This is a genomic window from Methylobacterium sp. GXS13, from assembly GCF_001455965.1.
Taxonomy (GTDB): Bacteria; Pseudomonadota; Alphaproteobacteria; order Rhizobiales; family Beijerinckiaceae; genus Methylobacterium.
The window spans coordinates 1-24810 of sequence record NZ_LKKO01000042.1 but is presented as its reverse complement, the minus strand read 5'-3'; the positions used below and the strand labels follow the sequence as shown (position 1 = coordinate 24810).

The window sequence follows — 24810 nt, the reverse complement described above, 5'->3', positions numbered from 1 at the left end:
GTAACACGATCCTCGCGGGAGCGCATCCCGTCTAGGGCAAGACGCAGAGGTCATGATCATGCAGCAGATCGTCGAGGATGCTTGGCTGTTGGCGCTGGGCAACGGCAACGCCATCCTGCTGCGTCAAGGTAAGGAACTGGCCCTGATCGACGCGGGCTTCCCCGGCAAGGAGCAGATCGTCTTCGACGCGATCAGCAAACTCGGTCGGCGTCCCTCAGACCTGAAGCACCTCGTCTTCACGCATGGGCATCCCGATCACATCGGGAGCGCGGCCGCCATCATCCGCGCGACGGGTGCACGGACCTATATGCATGCCGCCGACGCTCCCCTGGCGGAAAGCGGCGGCCCGTTCCGGCCGATGGCCCCTGCGCCCGGCCTCGTGCACGCGCTGATGTACAAGCTTGTTTGGGATCAGAACGAGCGCATGCAGCCGTTCCCGATCGACCAGCACATCGCTGATGGTGAGACGCTGCCGATCTTGGGTGGCTTGCACGCGATACACGTACCCGGTCATTGCGCCGGACAGGTCGCTCTGATGTGGCGAGGCGGACGGCTCCTGCTCGGCGGCGATACGTTCATCAACATCCTGGGTGTGAGCGACCCGATCGCGTTCGAGAACGAGGCGGAAGGGCGAGCCAGCCAACGCAAGCTCGCAGCGCTCGACTTCCAGGCCGTCGCGTTCGGGCACGGCAAGGCCATCACGAAGGATGCCCCCGGCAAGCTTCGTCGCTTCGTCGCGCGACGCTGACAGGCGTGCACAGATCAACGTAGGCCATAGGGATGGGGAGCGGGCCCATGACCGCTTTCCGGCCGCTCCGATGATCAGCGGTACGACTTACTTGGGTCGGAAGCGGGCTGGCAGCTTAGGGTGGTTTTCCGCCCTTCCGCTTTTTAGCGCAGACTGGATAAAGCGGACGCCCCACGAGTGGGCTTAATCTGACCGAAAGTAAGGGTCCTCCAGCGTAGATGGTTCGCCGCCAGAGCATGCGGCCTTGAAACGAACCGACTGAGACAAAAGGTGAGGCCTGCATCTCGAACCGCTCAAGATCTTAATGCGGCGATGACCGCAGCATCCAGCGAAGTGCACGGCCCATCACCGAGGAGTTCCGTTAGACGATTTCCGTCGAGGCGCATCGCGTGCGCCCAGTACGGGCGGACCTCCATGACCTCCCGGGGGAACCCGCCGAACGGTGAAAGCGCTTGCATCATGATCCAGGGGAAGCGGCGCTCCTGCAGGTCCGGGCGGCCCGAGGCGCGGCGGACCGCGGCGACCATTTCGCCGCCGTCGGCGTCATAGTGGCCGGGGAACTGGAGCCGCTCGTTCGGCATCAGCCGTTCCGGAGGCAGTTCGAGTAGGCGCAGGACGGTCTCGGCGAGGTCGGGCAGGTACGCCCAGGCATGGCCGACGCCCCGCGTGCCGGGATTGACGATACGCGTCAGTGGTGGCTTTGCCAGGGCCTGCGCAAACCAACTCTGTCCCGCCCCCGGACCGAAGAAGTCACCGGCTCGCACGATGAGGCTCCTCACCTCCGGGGCGGCCTCCGTCAGGCGCCGCTCCATCTCGACGCGGATCGCGCCCTTGCGCCCGCGTGGATGCTGCGGGGTCGCCTCGTCGATCACCGGGGCGTGGGTCGGGTCGTAGTTGTAGACCGTGCCGGGCAGGACGATCCGGGCACCGGCGTCCCGCGCCGCCGCCAGCGTGTTGTCAAGCATCGGCAGGACCAGCCGGTCCCACTTGCGGTACCCAGGCGGGTTCACCGCGTGGAGGATGACGCCCGTCCCCTGCGCCGCGCGAACGACGTCCGCCCGGTCCATGGCGTCACCGGCCCGCCAATCCGGCGCGACCGAGGCGCCCCAGGCGGCCGCCGCCCGAGCCGGATCCCGCACGAGCGCGACGACGCGCCAACCGCGTGCCAGCATCGCCCGGGTCACCGCACCGCCGACACCGCCGGTCGCCCCAAGCACCAAAGCCGTTTTCATCGCCAAGTCCCTCTGTTCGTCGCTTGGTGATGCGCCGAACGGAAGTCCGAGGAAATTGACGAGTCTTGACGGTCTGCCTATCGAAATTCGATGAGTGATGCGACCTTCGCCTGGGATGACCAGCGCGCCTTCCTGGCGGTGCTCGACACCGGCAGCCTCTCGGCCGCGGCGCGAACCCTCGGCCTCACCCAGCCCACCGTCCGCCACCGGATCGAGGCGCTGGAGCGGGCCATCGGGCAGCCGCTCTTCATCCGCGGTGTGAACGGGCTGGCGCCGACACCCCAGGCAGTGGGCTTGGCCGGGCATGTCCGGCGGATGGCCCATGCGTCCGAGGCGTTCCGGCGCGAGGCCGAGGGTGCGGCGTCCGAGGTCGCCGGCCCGGTCCGCCTCAGCGTCTCGGACTTCGTCGGTATCGAGGTCGTGCCTCCGATGCTGGCGGCCTTGCGCGAGCGCCACCCGCGCCTGACGGTCGAGCTGGTCCTCACCAACGCCAACACCGACCTGCCCGGCCAGGAGGCGGACGTGGCCGTGCGCATGGCGAGGCCGAGCCAAAACTCGCTCGTCGCGCGGCATGTCGGCAGCATCCCGCTCGGGTTCTTCGCATCGCCGGGCTATCGCGACCTGAACGGTATCCCCGAGACCGTCGCGGACCTCACCCGGCACGCGCTGGTCGGGCCCGACCGCATGCCGGCCTACGTCGCGATCATGGATACCTTGAGCCGGGAGGCGGGCGGGCCTCTGCCCATCGCCTTGCGCAGCGACAGCCATCCCGCGCAACTCGCAGCGGTGCGCGCCGGCCTCGGAATCGGCGTGGTGCAGGTGCCGGTCGGCGAACGGGATCTCGTGCGCGTCCTGCCGGACCGCGTCGTGTTCGACCTCGACACCTGGATCGTGGCGCACGAGGACGTGCGGCGCAGCGCCCGCATCGACGCCCTGTTCAATCACCTCGTCGAGGTCTTCCAGGCCTACTGCTCTCGATAGGCCGTCCTCGATCGCTGGGAGGCGAGGACGCCAGGAGATCCCGCAGCCATGCCTGGGCCGGATGACGGAGACGCTGCAGCAGCGGTTCTTCGAGCGCATGGGCATCGATGGCCTGCTCGAAACCGCCCGTCCGCGGCCATCGGTGCCGCGTCGAGGCCGTCGTCCGGCGACGCGGGGCGCCCTTAGCCGCGGTGGAAGCCGGGGCCGCACCCGTCGCGGGCCTCCGCGGCGGCTGCGGTGAACAGCACGCCCGACGCCAGGGCGAGGGGTACGATGAGCTTGCGGATCATGACGCGCTCCTTGGGCGTCCGGCGTGAGGCCGGACGCGATGGGTCTGGGGGATGGATGGATCAGTTCGGCCAGCAGCGGCGGCCGTAAGGGCCGATGTGGAAGCCGGCCGGGCAGGACGCGCCGCGGACGTACCCGCCCCACTGCCCGCCCGTCCGGCAGCCGCCGTAGGGACCGCGGTGGGCGTAGGGACCGCAGCCGCCGTAGACCTGGATGATCTGCGCTCCGTCCGACCCATCGGACACCGCGTCTTGGACCAGCGGCATGGCCGTGGCGGGCACCACGAGGGTGGCCAACAACACGGCGGGGGCGAGGATCTTCACCATCGGGGATCTCCTTCTCGAATGGACCGGGACGGCTCGATGCCGACCCGTCCCGGCGGCGGAGGGGCCGCATCGGGTCGAGGGGAGGTTCGCTCCCGCGATGATCCCGGGTGTGACGGGTCCTCGCCGGATCTTATCGTCGTGTAACGGCCGCTCTCGAAGCGTTGCCCGGCGTCACGCGAGGGCGGGCAGCGTCATCACGAGCCGGGCCCCACCGGACGAGGCGGCCTCGGCGACGATGGTGCCGCCGTGCGCCTCGGCGATCTGGCGGGCGATGGCGAGGCCAAGCCCGATCCCGCCGGTGCGCCGATTCCTCGAGCGCTCGACCCGGTAGTACGGGCTGAACACCGCCGACCGTTCGTCCTCCGGGATGCCGGGGCCGTCGTCCTCGACCACGACCTCGCAGGCCGTCCCGGCCCAGCGCACCGCGACGGCGACGGAGGAGCGCCCGAACTTGACGGCGTTGCCGATCAGGTTGGCCACCACCCGGCGCAGGGCGACGGCGTCGCCGGCCACGGTGGCGTCCGCCACCTCCTCGCCCGACAGGCTGATGTGCGCGCCCTGCGCGGCATGTTCGGCCACCTCGACCGCCACGATGTCGGCGAGGTCAACCGGGGCGCGACCGACCTCGGCGGCGGTGCCCCGTGCAAAGCCCAGCGAGGTCTCGATCAACGCGGTCATAGCGTCGAGATCCTCCAGGAGCTGGTCCCGCCTCTCCGGCTCGGCCACGCGCTCCGCCCGCAGCCGCATGCGCGTCAGGTAGGTCTTGAGGTCGTGCGAGATGGCGCCGATCAGCATCGAACGCTCGCCCATCAGCCCGACGATGCGCTCCTGCATCGCCTGCATGGCCTGGGCGAGGCGCCGGATCTCCAGGGCGCCTTGGCTCGCGAGGGACGGCTCCGCCGCGCGGCCGTCGAACCGGGAGACCGCCTCGGTGAGGCGGCGCAGGGGAGCGAGCTCGTGCCGCGCGCCGACGGTTACGAGGCCGGCCACGGCCACGCCCAGCACGGCCACCCACAGGCTCAGCGGCTGGCCGAGCAGCCATGGCATGAGCGAGCGGTGCCGCGTGATGGCGGAGACGACCAGGATGCGCCCGTCCGGCAGCCGGTAGGTCGCCTGGGCGAGGCTGCCTATGGATTGATGCCGGTTGCCGGCATCCACCGGGCCGTTGCCCCGGTAGAGCTTGTCGGTCGTGGTGAAGGCCCGGATGCCGTAGGGCTCGCCGCCGGACAGACGACTGAGGCGCGCTTCGAGGACCGGCTCGCGGATCAACGCGGTCTCGTCCGGCGGGGCGTCGACGATCTCGGCCTTGAGGGCTTCACCGCTCACCGCCCGGAGAATGGCCGGCCTCTGCCCTGGGTCGGCGTCCTTCATCAGGGCCATGATGCCCGCCGCCTGGTCGAGGCGGGGGAAGCGCGAGCCGTAGGGCGAGCGTTCCTGGCCGCGCTGCCACTGGTCGATGCCGAAGGTCGCCATGACCAGCAGCGAGAGCGCCCCAAGGAGGACCAGCATGATCCGCCCGAGCAGGCCGACGCGGGCCATCATGGGGCGGCCTTCACCGGCGCCGCGAGGATGTAGCCGGCATTGCGGACGGTCTTGATCAGGGACGACGCCGTGCTCCCGGCGTCGTCGAGCTTGTGCCGGAGGCGGCTCACCTGCACGTCGATGGTGCGATCGAAGGCGTCGGCGGTGCGGCCGCGGGTCCAGTCGAGGAGCTGGTCGCGGGAAAGCACCCGCTGCGGTCGGGTGACGAAGCAGTGCAGGAGGTCGTACTCGGCGCTGGTGAGCGGGACTTCCCTCGCCGGCTCGCCATGGGTGACGGCTCGGCCCGCGAGATCGACCACGAGGTCGGCGACGGCGAGCCGCTCCGCGGCGGCCTCCGCGGCGGCCGGCGCGCCGTTCGCCCGGCGCTGCACGGCACGGATGCGGGCCAGGAGCACGCGGGAGCTGAAGGGCTTCGACACGTAGTCGTCGGCGCCCATCTCAAGCCCCAGCACCCGGTCGATGTCCTCGTCCTTGGCGGTCAGCATGACGACCGGGGGCCCTCCCGCCTCGCGAAGGCGCCGGCAGATCGACAGCCCGTCCTTACCCGGAAGCATCCAGTCGAGCACAATGAGGTTCGGCCTCGGACCCGTCGCGATGAGGCGGTCGAGGCCGGCGCCCCCTTCGAGGGAGACCACGCGGAAACCCTCGTCTTCCAGGTAGCTCGCGAGTTGGCAGCGGATGTCGTCGTCGTCCTCGACGATGGCGATGGTGGCGGCGTCGGTCATGCCCCGAGGATAGGTCGGCAGGGCGGAGCGGCAACGCGAAAACCGACGTCGTTACACATCGTTACATGCCCCCGGTATCCCGTCACATCGCGGAACGGGCCGAGCGCGATGGTCGCCCGTATCGAAGCCGGCCCTTCCCCGGGGCGAGAGGAACGGAGGCGAGATCAGCATGGCGACATCCCCGATCTGGCACGTCGTGTCGGCCCTGGCGGTGGCCGGGACATTCGCGATTCAGGGTGGGCCGGCGCACGCGGCCCCGCGGCAAGCGACCGCCGGGGCGCTCCACTTTGACGACGGTGGCGAAAGTTATCGCGGCTATCGGATCGAGATGGGCCAGGACGTTCCGAACGCCGAGATCCGCCAGTTGCGCCAAGCGGCCGAGCATCAGGTCGATATCGTGGAGGCGACGAGCCTCAACGAAGGCACGAAGGCCTTCCTCCGTCGCTTCCCAATCGTCGTTCGGTCTGGCTCCGGCGAGGGCAGCCACTACAGCGGTGGCGACAGCGTCACCATCGCAGTGGCTGATCCGAACGACAACCGCCCGATCCTGCTGCACGAGTACATGCACGTCTACCACTTCCGGAAGATGCCGGGTGGGCGGAATAATCCGGACATCCTGACGTTCTACGGGCGCGCCAAGGACGGCGGGTTCTACCCGGCAGGCGCCTACCTCCTGAAGAACCAGGGCGAGTTCTTCGCGATGACGGCGAGCGTCTACCTGCACGGCAAGCTGGCGCGCGAGCCCTTCACGCGCGACGAGCTCCGGCAGAAGCAGCCGGTCTACTACCGCTTCCTCAGCCGGTTGCTGGGTCCCATCGGAGCCTGAGCCACGCCCCTAGGCTACGGCTGATCCGTGCCATCCTGACCCGCGAGGAAATGACCGATGACCGTTCGAAACGTCGCCGCCTGCGTCTTGCTTCTGTGCACCGGTCCCGCGCTTGCGGACACCCTGCCGCTGCGCCACGGCGCCTATGTCAGCGTGGACACCGACTGCAAGGACCCGCCTAACGTCGCCCTGCGCACGTACGACGGCGGCGGCCTGGGCAGTTCGAAGGCGAATGACTGCCGGAGCCGGGTGTTGTCTAAGAAGGGAAACGTATTCGAGATTGAGCAGGATTGCCGTCAGTTCGGCGGCCCCAAGGTAGAGCGGGCCACCGAACGCTCCGCCATCCGCGTCGATGGGCCGGATCGCTACACCGACCTTACCTACGGTAGCGGTGAAAGCTTCCGTCTTTGTCTGGGCCTCAGGCCGTAAGCCCGGGCATCCTGATGACGAACGGCATTTGAGGTGAGGGACGGAGGCTGATCCACGTTCTTAAGGAGACGGAGGGGCGAATAGTCGGAGTTAGTCGGAAGCGAGTGGGCGGGTCAGGGTGGATTTCGGCCGGTCCGCTTTCGGGAGGTAGGTGCATCGAAGCGGATACGGCCCCAGGGACCGTTCACGCCGCCCTGACGAAGCTCGGCACCGCTCAGCGGCACGAGCTACGCCGTGACCGCCGGCGACAGCGCTAACGTGACGGCATGACGATGCGGCGGGCGGCGGAGCCCGTCGGCGACGACCCGGGCCGGCGGCCGGCCGTCTGATCCGCCTAAATGCCCTATCCGGGTTCACCCGTTCTCAAGGACCGTGTGTCATGATGGTCCTCCGATATCGTCGGCGATGGGCCGATCCGCAGTTCCGCGCCTGATCCGCGGGGATCTGCTCGTTGCGGAGCGGTGGTTGTCCTCTTCGATGCGATCGCCGGGCCCGCTGCGGAGGCTTCTCGGGGCAGGGCGAGGGGCCCTGCGGAATCCGCGATCGATCGCCGTCCTGGGGTCGGCGCTCGTTCTCGGCCTAGTCCTCGCAGCCTGCCTTCTCGCGAAGGATCTGCGCGACGGCACGATCGAGAACACCGAACGCGACCTCCGGGGCCTGACAACGCTCCTGGCGGAGCAGGCAGACCGGATCCTCATGGCCGTGGAGGTGGCCGAGGACGGCTTGGCGGAACGCCTCGCCGGGATGCGCGCCGGGGACGATGACGTGGACCGGCTCGACGCATCTGCGGCGACGACCGTCGTGCGCGAGCGCCTCGACGCCATCGCGTCCGCCCTCCCCCAGGTCGTCGCCATGGCGATCGTGGACCGGCAGGGCGCCGTCCTGAACGCGTCCAGCCGGTGGCCGGCCTTGGATCGTGACGTATCCGAACGTCCATTCTTCCGTCGCCTCGCCGCGACCCCGGCCGACCGATCGACGGTCGTCGAGCCGACGAGGACGGAAGACGGCGTGGCGATGACCCTGTACGTCGCCCGCGGGATCGCGGCCGCCGGCGGCTCGGCGACCGGCTACGTCCTGGCCGCCGTCGACATGCGGTATTTCGAGCGCCTCTACGCCAACGTGTCGCCGATGGCGGCGGACGTGATCTCGATGGTGTCCGACGACCTCACCATGCTGGCCCGGCATCCCTCGCCGCCCGGTGCGATCGGCCGCGTCGTCCCACCCGTGCCGGGCCTCCGGCGCTCTCCGGGCGATCCCGAGGGATCCGGCGTGTCCAGGATGACGACGCCGATCGACGGCCGCGACCGCTACATCGCGATCCGTCCCCTCGACCACTTCCCGCTGATCGTCGGCGCGAGCCGCACCGTCGAGGCGACGCTGACCGGATGGCGCCGGCAGACGCTGGGTCTTGGCGTCGCCGTCGTCATGCTGACTGGGGCGCTCCTGCTGCTGCTCGCGACCAACGCGCGCCAGATCCGGGATCGGGCACTCTTGGCCGGCTCCGAGGCCGCGTTGCGGGCGGCGGAGGTGGAGGCGGAAGCGGATCGCCGCATCAAGGACGAGTATGCCCGATTCGGGAGCGCGCTCGACGGCATGGGCCAGGGGCTCTGCGTCTTCGACGCCGCGGGACGGGTCCTGTTCCTCAACGCGCGGATGGCCACGCTCTTCGAACTGCCGGAGGCGTTCCGGCGCGAGGGAGCGACCCTGGACGGCCTTCGCGCCCATATCCGTGATCGTACACCCGACGGGCCGACGGCGACCTTCGCGGCGGCGCTCGGCGCGGCTGCGACGGCCGGCACGCCCGCGAAGCTGACCTGCCCGCTTCCGGACGGACGGATCCTCGGCGTCGCGGTCGAACCCGTCGGTGCCGGCGATCTCGTGTGCACGTTCGAGGACGAGACGGAGCGGCGGCGTGCCGAGGCCCTGATCTCGCATATGGCGCACCACGACGCCCTGACCGGGCTGCCGAACCGGGTGCTGTTCGACGACACCGTGCGGCGCCTGCTTGCCTCGCCCGATCGGGATCGGCACGGGGCGCTGCTCCTGCTCGATCTCGACGGCTTCAAGCAGGTCAACGACGTCCACGGCCATCCCTGCGGCGACGCCCTGCTGAAGGCCGTAGCCGATCGTCTGCGTCGCGTCGTGGACGAGGGGGATCTGCTCGCCCGCCTCGGCGGGGACGAGTTCGCCGTGGTCTGCGGCGCCGACGGGCGCAGAGCGGCGGGACCGCAGCCCATCTCTGCGATCGCCCTGGCCGAGCGGATCGTGGCTGCGTTGCGGGAGACCTTCACGATCAAAGGCATCGATCTTTCGATCGGCACGAGCATCGGAATTGCCCCCGTCGACGGCTCGGACCAGTCCGTCGAGCGACTTCTGCTGGACGGGGATGCCGCGCTCTATCGCGCCAAGGCGATGGGTCGGGGAACATGGTGCCTCGCGGGGACGCGGAACGATAAGCAGGCTCGTGGGGGTCCCGATACGATCTTCACCATGTCCGATCGTGCCGCATGACGTGGATTGACCCTGACCCAGCAAACTGGTCCAGGCCGAGCGCAAGTTTTTCGGGCATCCTGAACCCTGAAGGAGGGTGGATGCCATGCCTCGCAAACGCTTCACGAACGAGCAGATCGCTTTGCCCTACGTCAGGCGGAGAACGGTGCGACGGTGGACGAGGTCTGCCGGAAGATGGGCGTGTCTGAGCCGACGTTCTACCGCTGGAAGAAGCAGTTCGTCGGCATGGGCGTGCCGGAGATCCGGCGGCTGAAGCAGCAGGAAGACGAGAACAGCAAGCTTAAGCGGCTGGTCGCTGACCTGACGATGGACCGCTCGATGCTGCAGGACGTGCTCAAACGAAAGTGGTGAGGCCCGCCGTTCGTCGTGAGGTCGCCGGCCACCTAATGGCTGCTTTTGGAAATGGCTGAGGGCTGCTCACATGGCCGGGTTGGGTCGGTCGCGGAACGTCCGCTCGGGATGATTTTGGGCCGCTTGGCTTCCCAGAGTCGTGCTGGCGGGGCGGACGTAGGGGCGGAGATCGTTCACAATCCCGAACTCCCCTTCCCCCTAGTCCTTCCTGTGGCTTAGCCTGAACCTACCAGGGCTTGGAGCGCCGAATGGCCATTCAGAGACTGCGCGTGGCTGACTGCGCCATCCTCACCAAGACCGGTATTCAGTCTCAACAGTTGATTTGGTCAAACAACTCGCCTGACGCTCAGGTGACGATCACGCTCGTCACGATGGTGCCCGGCGCAGTGTCAAAGCGGCACGCGCATGCGCACGCCGAGCAAATATGGATTGTCGAGCAGGGCGAAGGCTTATTGCTGCTGGCCGATGATCGCTCCGAGAGCATTCATCCGGGCGATATCATTCGTACCCCAGCGGGCGAGGTCCATGGGGTGGAGAACACGGGCTTAGGACCTTTGATCTACCTTGCGGTGACAACCCCGCCGCAAAACTTTGCCAAAGCCTACGATCCCCCGGCAGACGACCTACGGCATATGACCACTCTCGCGCGCCCTTGAGCAGTGGATCTATCGCGTCTGCTTTCGAGAAGCGCTAGCGGGCTCCCATATGCCCGGCATGGGTCGGTAGGAGCCAGTCCGGTTTTACAGCCGGCCTCCTCCGAAGCGGTCGTTCCGTTTCCGGCCAAATCCGGTTCAGCCGGTGGGCGCCCGTAAACGGCGGGTTGATTGGTCACCTGCCCGTAAGCTTCCAGATGACAGACACATGGGAACGGTCTTATGCCAAGGGAGACAGCTTCCGTTCAATCGAAGTGCCCGTCGTCGCTGTACGACGTATGCCCGATCGTGGTCCGCCCTTGGACCGCCCGGGCCCTCGCTGGACCGGAGCTACACCACGCGTCGCTGACACCTATGCCCGACCGATGGTGTTCTCGACGGACGCAGTTGACTGCAAACGTACCTCGGAAGCAGGCGTCGATGGTGGACTGTTCGGATTCCGATGTAAAAATGGCGTGATCGCGACCGTTCATTCAGGATAGATCGTTCCCTTTCCGTTCAGCGTCAATTGGCTTATGGAGGCGCCGAGCCCGACCCGCACTTTCCAGACCCGCCTCGACGGGGACCAGCCCGCACTCGCGGCAGCGGCGGATCTGTTCTCGTCCGTCGCTCGCCGAGTCGACGCGGCGCTCGCACGCGGCGAGGATGCGAGGACGCTCGCAAGGACGATGTGGCGACCGGCCGGCATCTCGGCCAAGAACCTCGACCACATCCTTCGGCAGGTCCAGGCCAAGCATCGCGCCGTGGCGGAGCTGGCCAAGGTTCAGGTCGAGGATCTGCGCACCCGCATCCAGGCCCAGGAACGCCAGATCGCGCGCAAGCGCATCCTCCTCGTGGAACTGCCCGGGGGATCCACGAGCTGAAGGCCGCCCCCGGCGGTGATCAACGTCGGGCCGAGAAGCTGCTCGCCGACCTGCCGAGTGGAAAGCGGCGCATGAGGCGCATGCGCGGTCAAGCCGGAAGGCTCGGTCAGCGGCGGCGAGCGGGGTTCACTCGCCGGCCGCCGGGGTGACGGGAGGCTTGCCTTCCATCGGGCGGGGGCGGCGACGGCCGTCCCGCGAGGTCGTCGGGGCAACGGCTTGCCCCGGTGCGGGAGGCGTCGGCCCCGCCGACCCTCCGAAAAGAGTTTCAACACTGAAATCCGAATAGCCGATGATGAATCCTGACTGGGCTACCTTCCGGCGGACATCCCGGATCAAGCGTTTCGTAGCCGTGTTCCATGCGCCGTCAGGCGATGCAGAGCGCCATCGACGGACAACCGCTCCTGCGACTTGATCGAGATTTCGAAATTCGGAGGCGTGATCACTTCCTGCTGCCATCGAAAGTCCATTCCAGGCAACGCCGCTTCAAAGAACGAGGTCCACAGCAGAGGGCAATCGTCGTGCGACTGGATCTCGACCCCCAGGATCACCGCTGCGAATTCGCCGGGGTCACCGTCTGGTTTGTCCTGGGTGAACTGCTTCCAGGCAAAATGCAGGGGGACGAGGTTGGTGTTCAGCGTGAACGCCGTCGGTACGTCGAAACGGATTGTCTCGCCGACGGCCCAATAGGTTTCGAACGCTTCCTTGGGCAATGCGAAACCGCGGGCAATCACATGCCCGCGTCCCGGAAAGCAGGGATTCTCGAAACCTGCGAGTATCTGACGGGCGTACATCTCGTAGAGGTCGACGAAGCTCGATACGGCCTCGGCAAGTTCGCCCTCCGATTCGAAGATGCCCTCGAGTTCCCTGCCCCTCCGGACCACGAAGGCTTGGCGGGCGCGGTCTTCCCCGAGCTTCACGCGGTCCGTCAGATAAGGTACGAGCTTCGCGTTGTTCTTGACCCACGCATCGAGAGCCTCGCGGAGGGCCAAATCGTATCCGCTCTCAGCGGCATCGGTCGACGCCTTCAGGTACCGCGGTAGCGGATTTTGCCGGCATTCCTCGCGTGCGCCTTCGCGCCCGAGTTCGGGGAAGATCCCGACGAGGTCTTCGAAGGTTCTCGACGCCATCCCCACTTCCAAGACCACTTCGCGCGCGGCGGCTCTCGAAGCGAGGCCCCCACGCGAACCCAGGAACTCCGCCATACAGGCGGGGCGAGCGGTACGGAATCCGGTTCGGCTGCTCGGACGGATTTTCACGTCGACGTCGAGGCTACACGACCTGCGCTCCCGTTCGGACGTGAAACCTCATGACCTCCTTAGGGTCGCCGCGTCCGATCCGACGTCATACCGCGGCATCCGGCAGATCGCCTCGTACATCAGGTCGGTGGGGTAACGCCCGTATCGCTCGCCTTCGGTGCGCGGAGCGTGCCCTTGGATCGCGTCGATCACCGATGGATCGATCCCGACCCGCCGTGCGACGGTCTTGAAGCGATGTCGCCAGCCGTGATTCGGGTCCACGCCGATGTCGTCCACTCCGATCGAGCGGACCCAGGCGGCCAAACGCTCACCGACCTTCTTGTAGATCGGGTGCGCGGCCTGCCCGTTCCGGCCGCGTGCCGGGTCGTAGAAGAGGGGACCGGATCCGCAACCGTGGACGAATTCGAGGAAGCCCTGCTCGACGAGGTGCGGGTGTATAGGGACGTCGCGCCATTTCCCGCTCTTCACGCTTCCTGCTTCCGGCGTGATGCGGATCACCAAAGCAACGCCCTCGACGCGCACGTCGCAACCGCGAAGCTGCGTCATCTCGTTGACGCGGGCGCCGCCGTACGCGCACAACCAGGGTATCCAACGCCGTGCGGCAGCATGCTGTCGCGACAGTCTGGGCTCCGGAGGATCCAGCGAGGCGCGTAGGATCGTCCGCGCCTCGAGGTCGGTGAAGTCCCGGTCGCGAAGCCGGAGCTTGTCCGGCACCGCGACGACGACCCCGGCAGCGGGATTGGTGTCCAGAAGACCGTTGGCCACAGCCCAGTTCATGAGTGCCTTCGGCGCGGCGATGTAGGCATCTCGGACGGTTCGCGGATCGCGGCCGGCGGCGAGCAGATCGCGCTTCCAGGCGATCAAGTCTCCGCGCGTCACCAGGGCGAGGTCGTCGGTATCCACCGCCTCCTCGAGGGCGGCCAGCACCCCCGTCCAACGCTTGATCGTGGACGGAGCGAGCTTCGCCTCGGCCGCGTAGGTGTCGAAGATCGAACGCCAGGGCACGGATCCCGTCGTCAAGGGCGCCGGAGCAGGGACGATCGAAGGAGCGGTTACGATCCGATCGGGCGCTCCTTCGAAGGAACGAAACTTTGGCCGGAGTTCGCTGACGGGATCGTCCGATCCGCATTCGAGCACATCGCCGGGCGGAGGCGCGAGGGCGGCGAGGGCCGCCGCCGATCGCCTCAGGAGTCCCCAGCGCTCGTCGATCTCGACGGCTGCCTGAAGGTATCGCGTCCGAGCCAACTCCGGCTCCTTCGTCCGGAGGCTCCTACGCTCCTCGCTCCTTCCGACGAGCGGGCGCAGTTCCTTCGGCACCCGCCGCCGGAACCAGTACGTTCCAGTCTTGGGATGGCGCCAAGGTCGAGCGAGCGCAAGAACCATCGTGTGTACCACCCGTGTGTACAACTACGACGGCAAAACACCCCCTAGGGGAAAAATCATCTAACAAAATCAATGAGTTAGGCAATTCTGGCGGAGAGGGGGGGATTCGAACCCCCGATGCCCTTGCAGGCATGCCGCATTTCGAGTGCGGTGCATTCAACCGCTCTGCCACCTCTCCGCAAGGTGCCTCGATGAGACGGGCGGTGCCTAGCACGCGCGGTCGGGCTTCACAAGCGATGTCGATGCGCCGAGAGTCGATCAGACCACGATCGTGATGGCCTGCGCCGCCCGGGTGAGGCCGGTGTAGAGCCAGCGGGCGCGGTGCTCGCGGAAGGCGTAGGATTCGTCGAACAGGGTCACGCGGTCCCATTGCGAGCCTTGCGCCTTGTGCACCGTCAGCGCGTAGCCGTAGGTGAATTCGTCGGTCTCCCGGCGCAGGAACAGCGGGATCTCCTCGTCCGTGCCCGAGATCATCGCGCGCAGCACCTTGATGTCGGTGGCCCGTCGGCGGAGCGCCGGATCGTCCTCGGGGACGACATCGAGGCGGACCAGGTCCGGGCGCGGCGGCGCGCGCAGGGCTTGCACCGTCCAGGTCGAGCCGTTGAGCAGGCCCTTCACCCGGTCGTTGCGCAGGCACACCAGCTTCTCGCCCACCGCCGGCATCGGGTCGGTGTGGCCGGCGAGTTCACGGAGCCGGTTGTTGTAGAGGCGGCGGGTCTTGTTGAGGCCGACCAGGACCTGGTCGCATTCCAGCACCTCGGCCGGGTCCAGCGTGCGGCGGGAGACGATGCGGCTCTGGCCGTAGGTGCCGATCTCCAGCCGCCCCCCCTCGCGCACGGTCATGGCCATGCGGACGATCGGGTCGTCCTTAGCCTGGCGATGCACCTCCGTGAGCATCACGTCAGGCTCGGCCTCGGTGAAGAAGCCGCCGCCGCGCACCGGCGGCAGCTGCGCCGGATCGCCCAACACCAGCACCGGACGGTCGAAGGACAGGAGGTCGTTGCCGAGGTCGGAATCGACCATCGAGCATTCGTCGATGATGATCAGGTCGGCCTTCGCGGCCGGGCCGGATCGGTTCAGCGTGAAGGTCGGGCCGCCCTCCTCCGCCTCCTTGGTGCGGTAGATCAGCGAGTGGATCGTGGCGGCGTCGTAGCAGCCCTTCTGGCGCATCACCGAGGCCGCCTTGCCGGTGAAGGCGCCGTACACCACCGTGCCGTCGACATCCTCGGCGATGCGGCGGGCGAGCGTGGTCTTGCCGGTGCCGGCATAGCCGAACAGCCGGAACACCTGGCTTCCGCCCGCCTTCCGCCAAGCGGCGATGGCCTTCAGCGCCGCGTCCTGCTGCGGCGCGTAAGCCGAGGGCAGCCCGGCACTCACGGCCAGCGCACGGTGGGCGGCAGCGACGACAGGATCGAGGCGACGTTGCCGCCGGTCTTCAGCCCGAAGATCGTGCCGCGATCGTAGAGCAGGTTGAACTCGACGTAGCGACCGCGCCGGACCTGCTGCTCCTCGCGGTCGGCCTCGGTCCAGGCGGTCCCGACATTGTCGCGGACGATCTTTGGATACGCCTCCAAGAAGGCGCCGCCGACATCGCGCGTGAAGGCTAAGTCCGCCTGCGCGTCGCCGGTCCAGCGATAATCATAAAAAATGCCGCCGATGCCGCGGGGCTCGTTGCGATGCTTGAGGTGGAAGTATTCGTCGCACCAGGCCTTGTAGCGGGCATGATCGACCCCGTGGGCCGCGCAGGCGCGCCCCAGGCAGGCGTGGAAGTGGCGGCTGTCCGGGTCGTCCTGGTTGCGCCGCCGCACCAGCACCGGCGTGAGGTCGGCGCCGCCGCCGAACCACGCCTTCGTAGTCACGACGAAGCGGGTGTTCATGTGCACCGTCGGCACATGCGGGTTCCACGGATGGGCGATCAGCGAGATGCCGGTGGCGAAGAAGCGCGGATCCTCGGCGGCTCCGGGCATCTGGGCGCGGAATTCCGGGGCGAACTCGCCGTGGACGGTGGAGATGTGCACCCCGGCCTTCTCGAAGACCCGGCCCTTCAGCATCGCCATGACCCCGCCGCCGCCGGGCTGGCCGGTATGGTCGGTGCGGTCCCAGGGCGTCTTCACGAAGGTCCCGGGCCCGGGGGGGGCATCCGGATGGAACGGCCCCTCGGCTTCGGCCTCCAGGGTCTCGAAGGCCGCGAGGATACGGTCGCGCAGGGTCGCGAACCAGGCCGCGGCCTCGGATTTCATGGCCGTCACGTCGGCCTCGGACAGGGGGGCAGTCAGCGCCGCGCGGGCGTCGTCCGGCATCGTCATGCCGTAGGCTTTCCCACTGCGCCGATGAGGCGTCAATCGCCGGGCCTGAATTCGGCCTTCTGCATCGCCCTGCGTCGCCACGGCGTTGTCGCCCTAGATCAACCGGTCCCGCGCCCGTGCGGCGCGCACCCTCGAACCGTCAGGACAGTCCGAGCCCATGGCCGATACGCTCCGCCTCTTCACCTCGCCCTCCGCCTTCCCGAACCCGCAGCGCCTGCGTCTGTTCGCGCATGAGAAGGGCATCGCCCACCTGTTCGACGAGGTGATCTACGACATGGCGCCGGGCGGCGAGCAGCGGCAATGGCGCCATCTCAAGATGAACCCCTGGGGCGAGACGCCGACCCTCCTGCTCGCTGACGGGACCGTGCTGTCCGAGACGGCCGCGATCGTGCGCTACCTCGACGCGGCCCATCCGGGCCGCCGCCTCACCGGCGAGACGCCTCTGGAGCAGGGGCTCGACACGATGTGGGACAACCGGATCTGGGTGCACATCCTCTACCGGATCACCACGATGTTCCACGTGCTGCACCAGGGGCTCGGGCCGAAGCTGGAGCTGACGCACAACCCGCAATGGGGCGAGCATTGCCGCAAGGAGGCGCTGGGGCACGCCGCGCTGGTCGACCGCCACCTGGCGGACGGCCGCTCGTGGATGCTCGGCGGCGATGAGCCGACCTTTGCCGACATCACGCTCTGCACGGCGATCGCGTTCTCGAAATTTCCGGTCTGCGCCACCCCGCTCGACGAACGGTTCGAGCAGCTCGACGCCCTGTGGCGGCGCTGGCAGGCGCGGGCGAGCTTCAAGGCGGCCTATGCCGATGGCGGCAGCGGTCTGACGGAACTCGACCACCTCAAGAGCGCGTAGGACGGCTCTCGGCGCCCCGGTTCGGCGCGTGCGTTCGCCGAACCGGGGCGCGCATCAGCCCAGGGCGCTCTCGCTCACAGGCTTGAGCAGGCCGGTGGCGCTCGCGACCAGATCGCCCTCCGCGTCGCGGATCTCGGCCTCGCAGAAGATCACCGAGCGCCCGGCCCGGGTGACGCGGCCCTCGGCGATCAGGATGCCCCGCCCCGGGGCGAGGAACCGGGTCTGCATGTCGAGGGTCACCACCGGCCGCCCGGCCTTGAGGCGGGCGGCCGTGCCGAGGGCGACATCCAGCAGGGTGCAGATGACGCCGCCATGCGCGATCCCGAGATTGTTGGCGTGTTCCGGCCGCAGGGCGAGGCGCAGCCGGGTCCGGCCCTCTCGCACGTCCAGGGCCTCGATCCCGCAATGATTCACAAACGGGATGTGGGCTCCGAAAACCGTGCCCTGCTCCGATGATCGATCCACGCCCATCTCCCCAGATCTCGTCCCGCCGACATCGTCATCGCGCGAACAGTATCTAAGTCCGTGCGACGGATCGCGCCCGAACCGACGTGTTTCTGGTTCGTAACGAGACCGGCCAGGGCTTTTCGCAGACCAAGCAGCCGGATTGGTGATGGCCAATGGCGTAACGTGTGCGGTCCGCAAGGACCGGATCCCGTCCAAGTGGGGTGCGCCGCTATCGGTTTGCTCAGGCGACGATTGCAGCTGCACCGACGGCTTGAGTAATATGCGTGTTCATGACCGACGCATTGTGCAAAGAAAATCTCGACGACGACTTGATTTTGCTGCACAGACGATAGAACCGTGCCCCAGCGTGGGATAGAGGGAATCATCGATGGACGATATCGCGACAGATCAGCAGCAGACCTTTATCGAGCAGGCTTCGGACATCGTGTCCGCGTATGTCTCGAACAATTCAGTCCCGATCAGCGAATTACCGGCACTCTTGGCCGGCGTTCACGCGGCTCTGGCGAAGCTCTCCGCTCCGGCGGCGACCGTCACTGAGACGGCCGACAAGCCGACGCCGGCCCAGATCCGCAAGTCGGTGACCCCGGATGCGCTGATCTCGTTCATCGACGGCAAGCCCTACAAGACCCTGAAGCGCCACTTGTCGCGCAACGGCCTGACCATTGAGCAGTATCGCGAGCGTTTCGGGCTGCCGCGGGACTATCCGTCGACCGCTGCCAGCTACTCGGCTCAGCGTTCGGAGCTCGCCCGCAGCCTCGGCCTCGGCCAGCAGCGCCGCAAGTCGGCCGCCGCCCCGGCGCCGGAGCCCGAGGAGGAGCCCGTCGAGAAGCCGAAGAAGGCCAGCCGTCCGCGCAAGGCCAAGGAAACGGCCTGATCGCGCGCGGCCCAGGATTGGCGCCGCACTGAGACTAACGATCCGGGCGGCTCGCGCGCAGCGTGCCGCCCGGATCGTTTTCGGATTGTCCCAATCTTCGCGGGATGGGTTGTCCGTCGCGTCGATCAGGCGAAATCCGCGAGATCGTCTGCCACGTCCCCCGCTGCCTCCTCCGTCTCGGCCTTTTCGGACTCGCTCTTCTGGGTCTTGTCGGCCTCGGGCTGCCGACCGGGGTATGGCGGCGGCCCGCCCTCCCCGGGCGCATCGCCGCCCTGCTTGTCCGTGGTCTGGTCCGGCACCCGGCCCGCCATACTGCGCCCTCCCCGTCGACATCGCGTCTGTCGATCAAAACCGCCGGCCCGGCGCCCGTTCCACGCGCGATGCCGCGTGCGCGGTGACAGGATGCACCAACCGGAAAGCCCCCGGCCTTCAGGCGCCGGCGGAAAGATGGAACGGTGACGCCGTGCGGACGGACGCCACGATCCGCTGCGTGAGGGATGGAACCTGCGATGACGGACACGCAACCCGGCGCGGAGGCGAGCCGCCGCGACCTGCTGGCGGCTTCGCTGTTCGGAGCCCTTCCGCTCCTTCTGGGCGCGGCCGCGCAGGCCAGCCCGCTCAACCCCGAGCAGACCATCATCCTGTCGCCCGACGCGCTCCCGTGGATGCCGACGAAAGGCTATCCCGAGCGCAGCGCCGACCGCTGCACGCTCACCGGCGACATCAACGGCACCGGCCTCTACTATACCCTGATCCGCTGGTGGCCGGGCTACATGAGCGCGCCGCACACCTACACGACGGACCGGTTCTGCATGATCCTGTCCGGCACGAGGTGGTGCAACAGCGGACCGGATTTCGACCCAGCGGCCTGCGTGCCCGTGAAGGCCGGCAGCTTCGTGCGCCGGGTGGCGGGCACGCCACATTATGACGGCGTGGTCCGCGATGGCAGCGAGCCGGCCGTGATCGCGATCTGCGGCATGGCACCGGTGAACTACGCGCTGGTTGACCCGTCGCAGCCGGGCTGGCGGCGGGTCTGACGCCGATCGACCGGAGGCGACCGATCGCGCCGGCCCGCGTTGACCGCCCGGCAGCACGGTACGGGAGCAGGGATTGGGCAATCGCTACGGGCTGGAGATCCGCGCCGCCGCGGGACCCGACGCGCCGGGCCTCGCGGAGCTGCTGGGTGAGGCCGGCATCGCGATCGGCGCGGCGGATCTCGCCGCCCGGCTCGACGCCCTTCAGGGCAGCGGCGGCACGGCGCTCGTGGCGGTGGAATGGGGGCCACCGAGCGGGCTGATCGCGCTCGCGCCCGTCCGCACCCTCGAGGCAGCAAAGGCCCTGGGCCTGATCACGACCCTCGTTGTGGCGACGGAATCCCGGCGCCGGGGTATCGGCCGGGTGCTGTTGAAGGCGGCGGCGCGGGCGGCCCGGCAGGCCGGCTGCGAGCGGATGCTCCTGAACATCGGCCCCGGGCAGGAGGTGCTGCACGCCTTCGCCGCCGCGGCCGGTTTCATGGGCGACGGGCAGATCCTCACCCGTCCTTTGCTGAAGCGAGGATCGGCGGAGACTTGAGATCCGCGACATCATGGGCACAGCCGGCGACCAGGATCGGGCGTTGACCCGGCAATACTGGAGTTCCACCGATGCTGCGATCCGAGACCCCACCGTCCCCCGGGAACCTGCAGGCCGATCCGCCGCCGGATTCCAACAGCCCGACCTCGGCCCAGCTCAAGGGTGACATCGACAGCGGCCGGACTGGCGACAAGGCCCCTCACGTCGATGTCGGGGCTGCCCCCCTCGGCACCTGCGAGGAAGCCGGAGGGACACCGCCGACCTCGCAGGAAGTCCGCCTCGCGCGGCAGAACGAGCGCGCGCCCTCGGAGAAGGCCGCGGCCGGCATCATGCAGCAGCGCACCCCGTGGATCACATCAGCCTTTGCCAGCGCGATCGTGGCGATCGCAGCGGTGCTGACCTTGTCGCTCTGGCTGCTGCACTGAGCCCAGAAAGGTCCCGGGATGGTGCAGGACGACACGGCTCCGATGAGGGCGGCTTAAAGGTCGATTCACGTCGATGCGGTTAGCGTGAGCTTACTGCAGTCTTGCGTAACCCGATCCTCATGCCCCCATCCGTCGATGCTCCGCCGGACCTGTCCGGGCTCCTCGAATTGTCACGGATCGAGAATCTCGATCTCAAGCCGGTAATCCTCCGGGTGCAGACCGATCTCTTCGTTCGGTCACCCGGCCGGGATCGGGCCCAGATCGAGATCTTCGAGTCCCTCGCCTGCGGCCTGATCCCCCGGGTGGACGACGAGACCGCTCAGGTCGTCGCCACCAAGCTCGCCGCCTTCCCGGACACGCCGGCCGCCGTGCTGGAGGCGCTCGCCATGCGGGGCGGCGGCGTCCGCGATACGGTGGTGACACTCGCCCCCGTGCTGAGCCACCGCCTGATCGAGGCCGCGCTGGCCGATGGCTCCGACATCGCCGCCCGCATCGCTGCGCGGGTCGGGCTGAGCCGCGAGGCGGTGGACGAACTCTCCCGCGAGGGGCGACCGGAGATCGACCTCGCCCTGGCCGCGAATGTCGGGATCACGCTGCGCGGGGCAGCGCTCGCCCGGCTCGTGAACCGCGGCCGCAGCGTCGCCGAACTGGCGCACCTGCTGCTCGCCCGCCCCGACGTCTCGGCCGCCGACCTCGTGCCCCTCTATCTCCATGCCGACCCGATCCGCCGCGAGGTGATCGGCCGGACCGTCGAGGCGACCGCGGCGCTGGACCCCTGCCCGCCCCCGCCGCGCGGCCTCGGCGAGACTCTGACCGGCCTCTCGGCTTCGCAGGACGTCCCGACCTTCATCGCGGCCCTGGCCGACGGCCTCGGCGTGGCGCACGACTTCCTCTCCGTGGTCACCGACCCGGGTGCGCGCTACGACCTGCTGACGCTGGGCCTGCGCGCCGCCGGCCTGCACGAGGAGGAGGCAGTCTACATCTTCCTCACGCTGAACCAGGGCGTGGCGCGCTCCGCCGAGCGGGTGGCCGGGCTGGTGCGCCTGTTCCGGACCGTAAGCCGGCCGGCCTCCCGCGACCTCATCGCGGCGATCCTCGACACGCCCCTGGCCGAGCGCGGACGGAGCGAGGCCCACCAGCCTCTGCACGGCCCGGAGGCCAAGCTGCGCCAGGGTCCCGAGCGCGCCGGCGTCCAGCGCCCGCCCCTGCCGATGCGCGCCTTCCGGGCAACCGGCGGCGACGCCGGCTGAGGCACGAAAGTCAGGGATTCAAAAGGGCCGAGCCCTTTGGAAACCCAGGGTTTTGCGTGGGATCAGCGCGGCTCGGCCGGACCATGCCAGGCAGGCTGCCGGTCGGCGGCTTCCAGCGTGTCGTTCGACGCGGGCTCGTCCACGCCCGCGGGGCGGCTCAGTTCCGCCATCAGGCCCCGGGCCAGCACGGCACGCACGGCCCGGTCGCGGGTCTCGACAGGAACCGCCTCGAGAGCGGGCGGCAGCGCCGCCTTGGCGCCCGCCACCGCCGATCCCGTGAGCTTCCGGGTTTCCGCAGCCGGATCGGTGCCGTTGCGCAGCAGCGCCAGGTACGAGAGCGCGCCGATCACCAGCGCGGCGCGCAGCAGGAAGGTCATCGGACAAGCTCCTTCACGGGTCTCGCCCGTGAAAATCCGCCGGTTTTCGTGAACTCCACCTCAACCGCGTCGGGTTTTCGCGCGCCATGGTGAACGAAGCCCGCGCAGGGGCCGCTGGTTACCTTACGGAAAGCATCCCGCGCATTCGGCCAAGTCCCGCAACACTCGTTTAAGCCGCCCCTGCGACTGTCCGGTAGTCGTTTTGAAGTCGAGCCGGAGGCGCGGGAAATGTCGATTGGCATTCACCGCGGCGCGTGTGAGCCTTGCCTGTTAAAAAAGCCCTGACTTCTCTGCTCGACGACCGCCTCGCGGGTCTGGTCCACGAATCCGTGGCCGACGATGCGAGCGTGCGGTTCCGGCATGAGCGTTTCCTGGTGTCCCGCCTCGCCACCGGCATGGTGATGATGGCGGCGCTCCCGCCTTATCTCGTCTGGCGCGGGGTCCCATCGGGTATCGAAGTTCTGGCGATCGCGAGCCTGTTGCTGCCGGTGCTGGCCGCCGTGCTGCTCGCCCGCACCGGCTCCCTCTGGGTGGCGCACGCGATCTCATCGGCGGGCCTGACCGGGCTGGTGGTCTGCCTCGCGGGCCTCACCGGCGGCGCCGCCTCCCCGGCTGCGGTCTGGCTGGTTGCGATCCCCCTGGAGGCTCTGGTCTCTGGCTCGATGCGCGCCACGTTCGCCGCCGCGTTCCTCGCCGTGCTCGGCGTCCTCGGCGTCGTCTCCCTCGGCTCCTGGGCCGGGACCGTCCCGATGATGGATATCTCCGCCAGCGTCGCCCTGCCGGTCTTCGCGATCACGGCGATCGGCCATGTCGCCGCCCAGGCTCTGGAGCACATGCGCAACGAGGGCACCTGGCGCGAGCGGCTGCGCGACAACGAGGCCCGCGACCGGCTGCTGCTCTCGGCGATCGACGACCTCGTGACCTGGCACGACCGCAACGGCCGGGTGCTGGAGGCCTCGGTCTCGGCAAGCCGCCTGGTCGGCAGCGACGCGGCGCAGCTGCGCGGCCACGGGCTGCTGGAGCGGGTCCACGTCGCCGACCGGCCGGCCTTCCTCAAGGCGGTGAGCGACGTCGCCGCGACCGGGCGGCCCGCCACCCTGCCCCTGCGCCTCCATGTCGAGCCCGCCGCCGGCCGGCCCGACGGCGCCCGCCTGATCCATGCCGAGATGCGCGCCCACCGGATCGCGCACGGCCCGCACGACGCAGCCATGACGGTCGTGGCCGTGACCCGCGACATGACCGAGCACCACCGCCACGCTGAGGAGCTGGAGCGCGCCCGCGCCGAAGCCGAGCGCGCCGATGCGATCAAGGGCCGGTTCCTGGCCAACGTCACCCACGAGCTGCGCACGCCGCTCAACGCGATCATCGGCTTCTCCGAAGTGCTGGCGGGCGAAGGCGCGATCAGCCTCAGCCCGGACCAGGCGCGGGAATATGCCGGGATCATCGGCGCCTCCGGCCACCACCTCCTGGGGGTCGTCAACACGCTGCTCGACATGAGCCGGATCCAGAGCGGCAATTTCGACTACGCCCCGGAGACATTCGACGCCGCTGCCCTGGTCCGGTCCTGCTGCGACCTGATGCGCCTCAAGGCCGAGGCGGCCGGGGTGACCCTGTTGGCAACCGTTCCGGGCCCGATCGAGATCACGGCCGATCCGACCGCCTGCCGTCAGGTGCTGATCAACCTGATCTCGAACGCCGTGAAGTTCACCCCGCGGGGCGGCCGGGTCGACCTGTCCCTGCGCCCGAGCCCGGACGGGCTGGACATCGTCGTCGCCGATACCGGCGTGGGCGTCGGGGAGATCGACCTGCCCAAGCTCGGCACGCCGTTCTTCCAGGCCGGCAGCGGCGGCTACAAGCGCCAGCACGAGGGGACCGGCCTCGGCCTCTCGGTGGTGCAGGGCTTGGTCGGCCTGCATGGCGGCGCCATGCTGATCGAGAGCGCCCCCCAGGCCGGCACCGTCGTGACCGTCACGCTGCCCCTGGTCTGCCGGGATCCGGCGGCCGCCGCCGGCCCCGCCCCGATCCGCACCGCCGTGCGGGGCGCCGCTCCCCCGCGCCGCTCGGTGGTGCGCCTGCCGCTCGGCCTGTTCGACGCCGAGCCGGCCGCCCCGGAGCCGACCCTGCGCCGGGCCGGGTGAACCATCGATCCGCGAGAAGGAGACACGATGTCAGGCTACCGCGAGATCACCGTCCCGGGCGAGGCACGCTCCGCCCGCCGTCCGGCGCCGCGCCGTGCCGCCGCCCCGAGCGATTGGCGCGGCGTGCTGGTCGGTGCGGTGAAGGCCACGGGCGCCTCCTGCCGGAACAGCCCGGGCACGGTGCTGAGCAGCGTCGTGGCCGTGGGCGCGGCGGGCTTCATCTGCTTCAACGCGCTGGGACACCAGTCCGGCCGCCATCCGGCGCCGATCCTGCCCAAGGTCGCGACCCAGAAGGCCCCCGCCCCCCGGGAGGCGGCAGCGGCTGCGACGGAGGCGATCCGGGCTGTCGTCAAGGAACCGCCGCAGCCCGCTCGGAGCGCCGCCGCCCAGGAGGCCGCCCGGGCCCCGCACGCCCGGTCGGCCC

Annotated in this window: 25 protein-coding genes, 1 tRNA gene and 3 pseudogenes; 16 read left to right on the top strand and 13 right to left on the bottom strand. The window is 68.9% G+C overall.

Features of this window, described 5'->3' with window-relative positions:
* Window positions 1-58 precede the first annotated feature (58 nt).
* The gene (locus AO398_RS15940; protein ID WP_160329335.1) at window positions 59-748 is read left to right on the top strand and encodes an MBL fold metallo-hydrolase; all 690 of its coding nucleotides are present in this window, start codon (window positions 59-61) and stop codon (window positions 746-748) included.
* Between the two features lie 293 nt (window positions 749-1041).
* On the opposite strand, the gene AO398_RS15935 is transcribed toward AO398_RS15940, so the two are convergent.
* Window positions 1042-1980: an NAD-dependent epimerase/dehydratase family protein gene (locus tag AO398_RS15935; RefSeq protein WP_058193102.1), complete on the bottom strand. Its 939-nt coding sequence runs from the start codon at window positions 1978-1980 to the stop codon at window positions 1042-1044.
* Between the two features lie 90 nt (window positions 1981-2070).
* Here AO398_RS15935 and AO398_RS15930 point away from each other — a divergent pair, with 90 nt between their 5' ends.
* Window positions 2071-2961 carry a LysR family transcriptional regulator gene (locus AO398_RS15930; RefSeq protein ID WP_152997541.1) on the top strand — a complete coding sequence of 297 codons (891 nt, stop codon included), beginning with the start codon at window positions 2071-2073 and terminating at the stop codon, window positions 2959-2961.
* Window positions 2962-3311: 350 nt separating this feature from the next.
* Here AO398_RS15930 and AO398_RS15925 read toward each other — a convergent pair whose 3' ends face one another.
* The 3 genes from AO398_RS15925 to AO398_RS15915 all read right to left on the bottom strand — a co-directional run bounded on the left by AO398_RS15925 (window position 3312) and on the right by AO398_RS15915 (window position 5842).
* Complete coding sequence (locus AO398_RS15925) at window positions 3312-3575, bottom strand: hypothetical protein (RefSeq protein WP_058193101.1); 264 nt, start codon at window positions 3573-3575, stop codon at window positions 3312-3314.
* A gap of 171 nt (window positions 3576-3746) precedes the next feature.
* Window positions 3747-5117 (bottom strand): HAMP domain-containing sensor histidine kinase, encoded by a 1371-nt coding sequence (locus AO398_RS15920; RefSeq protein WP_244498795.1) that lies wholly within the window; start codon window positions 5115-5117, stop codon window positions 3747-3749.
* The gene (locus tag AO398_RS15915; RefSeq protein WP_058193100.1) at window positions 5114-5842 is read right to left on the bottom strand and encodes a response regulator transcription factor; all 729 of its coding nucleotides are present in this window, start codon (window positions 5840-5842) and stop codon (window positions 5114-5116) included. Before AO398_RS15915 ends, AO398_RS15920 begins: the two co-directional genes overlap by 4 nt.
* 169 nt (window positions 5843-6011) lie before the next feature.
* Here AO398_RS15915 and AO398_RS15910 point away from each other — a divergent pair, with 169 nt between their 5' ends.
* The 6 genes and pseudogenes from AO398_RS15910 to AO398_RS15885 all read left to right on the top strand — a co-directional run bounded on the left by AO398_RS15910 (window position 6012) and on the right by AO398_RS15885 (window position 11475).
* Window positions 6012-6668 (top strand): hypothetical protein, encoded by a 657-nt coding sequence (locus tag AO398_RS15910; protein WP_058193099.1) that lies wholly within the window; start codon window positions 6012-6014, stop codon window positions 6666-6668.
* Window positions 6669-6725: 57 nt separating this feature from the next.
* On the top strand, window positions 6726-7097 hold the full coding sequence (locus AO398_RS15905) for a hypothetical protein (protein WP_058193098.1): 372 nt from the start codon (window positions 6726-6728) through the stop codon (window positions 7095-7097).
* Window positions 7098-7574: 477 nt separating this feature from the next.
* Window positions 7575-9608: a diguanylate cyclase gene (locus AO398_RS15900; protein WP_160329334.1), complete on the top strand. Its 2034-nt coding sequence runs from the start codon at window positions 7575-7577 to the stop codon at window positions 9606-9608.
* An 85-nt stretch (window positions 9609-9693) separates the two neighbouring features.
* Window positions 9694-9994: pseudogene (locus AO398_RS15895) on the top strand (transposase); the annotation flags it as partial.
* A 213-nt stretch (window positions 9995-10207) separates the two neighbouring features.
* The gene (locus AO398_RS15890; protein ID WP_058193096.1) at window positions 10208-10615 is read left to right on the top strand and encodes a cupin domain-containing protein; all 408 of its coding nucleotides are present in this window, start codon (window positions 10208-10210) and stop codon (window positions 10613-10615) included.
* A gap of 512 nt (window positions 10616-11127) precedes the next feature.
* A complete protein-coding gene (locus AO398_RS15885; protein ID WP_058193095.1) occupies window positions 11128-11475 on the top strand; it encodes a hypothetical protein in 348 nt (115 codons plus the stop codon).
* 332 nt (window positions 11476-11807) lie between these two features.
* Here the strand turns inward: AO398_RS15885 and AO398_RS15880 are convergent, their stop codons facing one another.
* The 6 genes and pseudogenes from AO398_RS15880 to hemF form a co-directional block, all read right to left on the bottom strand.
* Window positions 11808-12602, bottom strand: a complete 795-nt coding sequence (locus tag AO398_RS15880; RefSeq protein ID WP_058193094.1) for a hypothetical protein — start codon at window positions 12600-12602, stop codon at window positions 11808-11810.
* 177 nt (window positions 12603-12779) lie between these two features.
* Window positions 12780-13658, bottom strand: coding sequence for a hypothetical protein (locus AO398_RS15875; RefSeq protein WP_244498794.1), 879 nt, complete (start codon window positions 13656-13658; stop codon window positions 12780-12782).
* Between the two features lie 264 nt (window positions 13659-13922).
* Window positions 13923-14114: pseudogene (locus AO398_RS29825) on the bottom strand (DUF6538 domain-containing protein); the annotation flags it as partial.
* Window positions 14115-14202: 88 nt separating this feature from the next.
* Window positions 14203-14292, bottom strand: a tRNA-Ser gene (locus tag AO398_RS15870).
* Between the two features lie 80 nt (window positions 14293-14372).
* A complete protein-coding gene (locus tag AO398_RS15865; RefSeq protein ID WP_058193092.1) occupies window positions 14373-15491 on the bottom strand; it encodes an AAA family ATPase in 1119 nt (372 codons plus the stop codon).
* Window positions 15488-16420: an oxygen-dependent coproporphyrinogen oxidase gene (gene hemF / locus AO398_RS15860; protein WP_082643296.1), complete on the bottom strand. Its 933-nt coding sequence runs from the start codon at window positions 16418-16420 to the stop codon at window positions 15488-15490. Before hemF ends, AO398_RS15865 begins: the two co-directional genes overlap by 4 nt.
* A 157-nt stretch (window positions 16421-16577) precedes the next feature.
* On the opposite strand from hemF, the gene AO398_RS15855 reads away from it, so the two are divergent.
* The gene (locus AO398_RS15855) at window positions 16578-17282 is read left to right on the top strand and encodes a glutathione S-transferase N-terminal domain-containing protein (RefSeq protein ID WP_058193091.1); all 705 of its coding nucleotides are present in this window, start codon (window positions 16578-16580) and stop codon (window positions 17280-17282) included.
* A 54-nt stretch (window positions 17283-17336) separates the two neighbouring features.
* Here the strand turns inward: AO398_RS15855 and AO398_RS15850 are convergent, their stop codons facing one another.
* Entirely contained in the window at window positions 17337-17747 is a 411-nt protein-coding gene (locus AO398_RS15850; protein ID WP_201025780.1) for a PaaI family thioesterase, read from the bottom strand.
* A 370-nt stretch (window positions 17748-18117) separates the two neighbouring features.
* Between AO398_RS15850 and AO398_RS15845 the strand changes: the two genes are divergently transcribed.
* On the top strand, window positions 18118-18624 hold the full coding sequence (locus tag AO398_RS15845) for a MucR family transcriptional regulator (RefSeq protein ID WP_058193089.1): 507 nt from the start codon (window positions 18118-18120) through the stop codon (window positions 18622-18624).
* A gap of 125 nt (window positions 18625-18749) precedes the next feature.
* Here the strand turns inward: AO398_RS15845 and AO398_RS15840 are convergent, their stop codons facing one another.
* Window positions 18750-18935 carry a hypothetical protein gene (locus AO398_RS15840; RefSeq protein ID WP_058193088.1) on the bottom strand — a complete coding sequence of 62 codons (186 nt, stop codon included), beginning with the start codon at window positions 18933-18935 and terminating at the stop codon, window positions 18750-18752.
* 198 nt (window positions 18936-19133) lie between these two features.
* On the opposite strand from AO398_RS15840, the gene AO398_RS15835 reads away from it, so the two are divergent.
* The 4 genes from AO398_RS15835 to AO398_RS15820 all read left to right on the top strand — a co-directional run bounded on the left by AO398_RS15835 (window position 19134) and on the right by AO398_RS15820 (window position 21871).
* Window positions 19134-19661, top strand: a complete 528-nt coding sequence (locus AO398_RS15835) for a hypothetical protein (protein ID WP_058193119.1) — start codon at window positions 19134-19136, stop codon at window positions 19659-19661.
* A 73-nt stretch (window positions 19662-19734) separates the two neighbouring features.
* On the top strand, window positions 19735-20196 hold the full coding sequence (locus tag AO398_RS15830; protein WP_058193087.1) for a GNAT family N-acetyltransferase: 462 nt from the start codon (window positions 19735-19737) through the stop codon (window positions 20194-20196).
* A gap of 71 nt (window positions 20197-20267) precedes the next feature.
* Window positions 20268-20621 carry a hypothetical protein gene (locus AO398_RS15825; RefSeq protein WP_058193086.1) on the top strand — a complete coding sequence of 118 codons (354 nt, stop codon included), beginning with the start codon at window positions 20268-20270 and terminating at the stop codon, window positions 20619-20621.
* Window positions 20622-20740: 119 nt separating this feature from the next.
* Window positions 20741-21871: a hypothetical protein gene (locus tag AO398_RS15820; RefSeq protein WP_058193085.1), complete on the top strand. Its 1131-nt coding sequence runs from the start codon at window positions 20741-20743 to the stop codon at window positions 21869-21871.
* 62 nt (window positions 21872-21933) lie between these two features.
* Here the strand turns inward: AO398_RS15820 and AO398_RS15815 are convergent, their stop codons facing one another.
* Window positions 21934-22248: a hypothetical protein gene (locus tag AO398_RS15815; RefSeq protein ID WP_058193084.1), complete on the bottom strand. Its 315-nt coding sequence runs from the start codon at window positions 22246-22248 to the stop codon at window positions 21934-21936.
* Window positions 22249-22511: 263 nt separating this feature from the next.
* On the opposite strand from AO398_RS15815, the gene AO398_RS15810 reads away from it, so the two are divergent.
* Entirely contained in the window at window positions 22512-24386 is a 1875-nt protein-coding gene (locus AO398_RS15810; protein ID WP_058193083.1) for a PAS domain-containing sensor histidine kinase, read from the top strand.
* 27 nt (window positions 24387-24413) lie between these two features.
* Window positions 24414-24810, top strand: a pseudogene (locus tag AO398_RS15805) (peptidoglycan-binding protein); the annotation flags it as partial.

Coding starts and splice junctions, on each gene's coding strand:
- hemF (WP_082643296.1), bottom strand. CDS start 16,420: ATGACGATGCCGGACGACGCCCGCGCGGCGCTGACTGCCCCCCTGTCC.
- AO398_RS15910 (WP_058193099.1), top strand. CDS start 6,012: ATGGCGACATCCCCGATCTGGCACGTCGTGTCGGCCCTGGCGGTGGCC.
- AO398_RS15925 (WP_058193101.1), bottom strand. CDS start 3,575: ATGGTGAAGATCCTCGCCCCCGCCGTGTTGTTGGCCACCCTCGTGGTG.
- AO398_RS15885 (WP_058193095.1), top strand. CDS start 11,128: ATGGAGGCGCCGAGCCCGACCCGCACTTTCCAGACCCGCCTCGACGGG.
- AO398_RS15815 (WP_058193084.1), bottom strand. CDS start 22,248: ATGACCTTCCTGCTGCGCGCCGCGCTGGTGATCGGCGCGCTCTCGTAC.
- AO398_RS15835 (WP_058193119.1), top strand. CDS start 19,134: ATGACGGACACGCAACCCGGCGCGGAGGCGAGCCGCCGCGACCTGCTG.
- AO398_RS15905 (WP_058193098.1), top strand. CDS start 6,726: ATGACCGTTCGAAACGTCGCCGCCTGCGTCTTGCTTCTGTGCACCGGT.
- AO398_RS15855 (WP_058193091.1), top strand. CDS start 16,578: ATGGCCGATACGCTCCGCCTCTTCACCTCGCCCTCCGCCTTCCCGAAC.
- AO398_RS15825 (WP_058193086.1), top strand. CDS start 20,268: ATGCTGCGATCCGAGACCCCACCGTCCCCCGGGAACCTGCAGGCCGAT.
- AO398_RS15920 (WP_244498795.1), bottom strand. CDS start 5,117: ATGATGGCCCGCGTCGGCCTGCTCGGGCGGATCATGCTGGTCCTCCTT.
- AO398_RS15845 (WP_058193089.1), top strand. CDS start 18,118: ATGGACGATATCGCGACAGATCAGCAGCAGACCTTTATCGAGCAGGCT.
- AO398_RS15900 (WP_160329334.1), top strand. CDS start 7,575: ATGCGATCGCCGGGCCCGCTGCGGAGGCTTCTCGGGGCAGGGCGAGGG.
- AO398_RS15930 (WP_152997541.1), top strand. CDS start 2,071: ATGAGTGATGCGACCTTCGCCTGGGATGACCAGCGCGCCTTCCTGGCG.
- AO398_RS15915 (WP_058193100.1), bottom strand. CDS start 5,842: ATGACCGACGCCGCCACCATCGCCATCGTCGAGGACGACGACGACATC.
- AO398_RS15890 (WP_058193096.1), top strand. CDS start 10,208: ATGGCCATTCAGAGACTGCGCGTGGCTGACTGCGCCATCCTCACCAAG.
- AO398_RS15840 (WP_058193088.1), bottom strand. CDS start 18,935: ATGGCGGGCCGGGTGCCGGACCAGACCACGGACAAGCAGGGCGGCGAT.
- AO398_RS15940 (WP_160329335.1), top strand. CDS start 59: ATGCAGCAGATCGTCGAGGATGCTTGGCTGTTGGCGCTGGGCAACGGC.
- AO398_RS15935 (WP_058193102.1), bottom strand. CDS start 1,980: ATGAAAACGGCTTTGGTGCTTGGGGCGACCGGCGGTGTCGGCGGTGCG.
- AO398_RS15820 (WP_058193085.1), top strand. CDS start 20,741: ATGCCCCCATCCGTCGATGCTCCGCCGGACCTGTCCGGGCTCCTCGAA.
- AO398_RS15880 (WP_058193094.1), bottom strand. CDS start 12,602: ATGGCGTCGAGAACCTTCGAAGACCTCGTCGGGATCTTCCCCGAACTC.